Source organism: Citrobacter sp. Cpo045, assembly GCF_030332875.1.
GTDB classification, from domain to species: Bacteria; Pseudomonadota; Gammaproteobacteria; order Enterobacterales; family Enterobacteriaceae; genus Citrobacter; species Citrobacter portucalensis.
The window spans coordinates 1-4,126 of record NZ_JAOWGZ010000040.1 but is presented as its reverse complement, the minus strand read 5'-3'; the positions used below and the strand labels follow the sequence as shown (position 1 = coordinate 4,126).

At 42.6% G+C, this 4,126-nt stretch carries 3 protein-coding genes; all 3 read left to right on the top strand.

Translation table 11 applies throughout. From position 1 onward, the window contains the following. Positions 1–258, top strand: a 258-nt coding sequence (locus OGY13_RS00895) for a hypothetical protein (protein WP_502873439.1), incomplete at its 5' end; no start/stop codon positions are given. Between the two features lie 56 nt (positions 259–314). Then, positions 315–1,427 (top strand): response regulator, encoded by a 1,113-nt coding sequence (locus tag OGY13_RS00890; RefSeq protein ID WP_104868956.1) that lies wholly within the window; start codon positions 315–317, stop codon positions 1,425–1,427. 36 nt (positions 1,428–1,463) lie between these two features. Next, on the top strand, positions 1,464–3,896 hold the full coding sequence (locus OGY13_RS00885; protein WP_104868955.1) for an ATP-binding protein: 2,433 nt from the start codon (positions 1,464–1,466) through the stop codon (positions 3,894–3,896). The last annotated feature ends 230 nt before the right edge of the window (positions 3,897–4,126 follow it).

The window sequence follows — 4,126 nt, the reverse complement described above, 5'->3', positions numbered from 1 at the left end:
AAAATCGGCCCAGATCCGCGAAATTTTAATCAGCGAGTCAGCTTGGGAAGAAATGACCTGCTTATTCGCACCTTCCCTAGTTCGATGATAGAATCAATCAAAAGGTTGTGGAATGGTTGTTTGCTGGAAGATCGGTTTAAGTTATTTGTATTTGTGGCTATTTCGATACTTTATTTCGCGACGTTCGTGATGATACCGATTCTAGCCTATTTCATCTTTATTTTAGTAAAGAGTTCAAGATCATTAAGTGATTATTGACATAAATATTATGCACTAAATCGCAATTTGCCGTATTGCTGCCAAAAGGAGGAAGTATGTTCGATTTTTCTTCATCGAAGCCAACTGTATTGGTTATCGACGATACTCCAGAAAACCTCACGCTGATGTATCAGCTACTTAAAGATGATTATAAGGTAAAAGGGGCAAACGGCGGTGAGCGCGGGCTTACACTTGCCGAAACTGCTAATCCAGATTTGATCTTGCTCGATATCATGATGCCGGAAATAGATGGTTATCAAGTATGCCAGCAGCTTAAATCAAACCCAGCAACCAGTGATATCCCGATAATATTCCTCACAGCTAAAGCTGAAAGAATCGATGAACATAAAGGGCTAAAATTGGGTGCCGTTGACTACATAACCAAACCAATTAACCCAGAGGTCGTGAAGGCACGTGTTAAAACACATGTATCTCTCAAAGTGGCTTCCGATATCTTAAAAGACAAGAATCAAGTGCTAGAGCAAGAGGTCGAAAGACGAACCAACGAAGCTTTGCGGCAAAAAGAAGAGCTTCACGCAATTCAAGATGTTTCCATTTATGCCATGATTTCGTTAGCCGAATCCCGCGATAACGAAACGGGTAACCACATTAAACGTACCCAAGCTTACATAAAACGTTTAGCAGAGCAATTACGCCAAAACTCGCGTTATGTTTCAGAACTGACCGATGACTTTATTGCCCTGTTATATAAATCAGCGCCTCTGCACGATATCGGGAAAATAGGCATTCCAGACAACATCTTGCGGAAAGAAGGCTCCCTGACCGACGATGAATTTCGAGTGATGAAAACTCATACCACCATCGGTTATGAAGCGATTAAAAATGCTGAGAAAGTATGCGGCCAGCCTATGAAGTTCTTGATTGTCGCAAAAGAGATCGCCTACTCACATCACGAACGCTGGGATGGTGAAGGATACCCATTAGGTCTTGCTGGAGAGCAAATTCCGTTGTCCGCCCGACTCATGGCTATAGCAGACGTCTATGATGCGCTCATCAGCAAGCGAGTTTATAAACCTGCGTTTTCACATTCAGACGCAGTAAATATCATTGTGTCAGGCAAAGGCACTCAATTTGACCCTACTATCATCGATGCCTTCGCTGAAATTACAGATGAACTCGATGCCATTGCTCAAGAATACACTAACTAGATAAGACAAGTACTTATAGCCGTTTCTGAGACAAACATGAAAGACAAGAAAATCACCACACAATCGTGGGTGTGGCGTTCAATGGTCAAAACCGGAATCATTCCCCTCATTCTGGTGGAATCGGTTCTTATTGCCGTTTACCTAATAAGTAACCGTTTTATCAGTTCCGACAACATGGAATACATTTACACAAAAGTAAATGAAGAGTTGAAGATCTCATCGGAGAGAGAAGCAGCAATCATTAGAGAGAAGCTGCTCTCAATAGAAACCTTAACGGCCGTATACCAAAACGAAACAGAACGTGTTTTATCAGAAGAACACACCATTGACCGATCTGAAAAAGATAACCTTGCCGTGAGCGAAGATGGCGTCTTGTATTCTAAACAAGATTTAGGGGGCTCGGCTTCTTTCTACTCTGGTCTTACCGCCGAAAAAGATTGGGAGAAGGTGTATAAACTCGCTCACCTTGACCCACTGATGAAACAAATCAAAAATAATAGCGATTTGGTTGCGTCGATTTACTTTAATACCTGGGATTCATACAACCGAATCTACCCGTGGTTCAACACCGTCGCTCAGTACCCTCCCAAAATGGACATTCCGGAGTACAACTTTTACTACCTGGCAAACGCTGAAAACAATCCTGACCAGAAGACAATTTGGACAGATGTTTACATTGATCCTGCGGGCCACGGCTGGATGGCATCGGTTATCGCGCCGGTCTACAACCAAGGTTTTCTCGAGGGTGTTGTCGGGCTTGATATCAAAGTCAGTGACATTATAGAAAGCATTCAAAATCTAGCCATTCCTTGGGGCGGCTACGCTGTTTTAGTGAGTAGTAACGGCACAATTATGGCTTTGCCACCACAAGGAGAACACGATTTTGGCTTGAAAGAACTCACTAAGCACAGCTACCAGCAAGCAATCACCAAAGAGATTTTTAAGCCTGAGGCATTTAACCTGTATAAACGTGATGGCACCGCTGACTTGAGCATGCGTTTACTCAAGAACACCAATGGGGTTATGCAGCTCAAACTGAATGGTGAAAATAAACTGCTATCATGGTCGACCATACCAGAAACTCAGTGGCGCTTACTGATGATTGTTGGTGAGAAGGAAATGTATGCGACTTCTCATGCGCTAGAACAAAAATACCAAAAAATTGGTTACATTCTGATCTTCTGTTTAGTGGTATTCTACATCTTGTTCTTTATCCTCATCTGGCGTTCGTCCAAGAAGACGAGTGAATTTATTGCTAAGCCATTAACTCAGTTCCAGAGCATGGTCAATCGAGTCGGGCTGGGTGATTTTAACTTAGCTCATGAAGGCTTCCGTTTAAAAGAGCTCAACGAAACAGCAAACGCGATCATCAACATGGGTGGCAAGTTGGATAGGCTTACCTCCGAACTGAATGAGGCAAAATTATCGGCTGAACATGCTAACCTAACCAAGAGCAAGTTTATTTCAAATGTCAGCCATGAAATACGTACGCCGTTGAATTCGATTCTCGGGTTATCTTACATACTGTTAAATTCAGACCTCACGTCTGAGCAGAAAAATAACCTGTTGAAAATCGATAGATCAGGCAAGCATTTGCTGACACTGATTAACAACATTCTGGACCTTTCTAAACTTGAAGCAAATAAGGTTGATATTGAGAAGGCACCATTCGATATTCGAGCGACAATTCAGGATGTGTACGACATTTTTGAGCACCAATCCAGAAAAAACGATGTTCATCTTATGACTGAAGTTGATCAGTCCATTCCTCAGGTCGTTGGCGATCAACTTCGTATTAAGCAAATCCTCCTGAACTATGTGAGTAACGCCATCAAGTTTTCTAGAGGAGGAGATGTAACCATCGCAGTCAGTGTCGTGCAAAGAAGCGAAAAACATATTGACCTGCTATTTAGTGTCATGGATACGGGGATTGGTTTGTCTGAACACGACCAGACCGTCGTATTTGACAGCTATCAGCAGGTAGACGCCTCAACGACCCGAAAATACGGAGGTACTGGCCTTGGCCTTGCGATTTCTAAGCGCATTACAGAGTTAATGGGCGGTCATGTTGGTGTCGACAGTGAGCTAGATAAAGGAAGCAATTTCTGGTTTACCATCAAACTCGATATTGACCACTTCGGAGTATCAGTAATTCCTAAGTACAAAGACCTTCCAGAATCTGCGCTCGTTGATACCACTCATCTTCAACACGAGTGTGATATCAAATCAGTCGAGGAGTTTGAGTCTAAAGTGAGCCACCTGACAGCATTGCTAGAAGAGTGCGACTTAGAGTCTGAATTTTATTATTCCAAGTATAAGTCCTGTTTTGAAAAGCTTAATCCGGAACTGAGCTACGCTCTGTCTGAAGCAGTATCAAGTTATCATTTTGATGATGCTCTGGAGCTAATGGTTCAAATCAAAGTCGAGTTAAGTCAATTCAAAGAGACCGTTGTGGATGAGTTACTTTGAGACTGTAATTTAAATTGTGTATCTGCCTGTTTTTGATATGTTCATTCCAACAACGGAGACAGGCAAATTATGGACGAAAAGAAACTCAAAGCGCTGGCGGCTGAACTGGCTAAGGGCCTTAAAACCGAAGCCGATCTTAACCAGTTTTCTCGGCACTGTTGCAAATAGTCGGTGGTGATAAACTTATCATCCCCTTTTGCTGATGGAGCTGCACATGAACCCATTCAAAG

Coding starts and splice junctions, on each gene's coding strand:
- OGY13_RS00890 (WP_104868956.1), top strand. CDS start 315: ATGTTCGATTTTTCTTCATCGAAGCCAACTGTATTGGTTATCGACGAT.
- OGY13_RS00885 (WP_104868955.1), top strand. CDS start 1,464: ATGAAAGACAAGAAAATCACCACACAATCGTGGGTGTGGCGTTCAATG.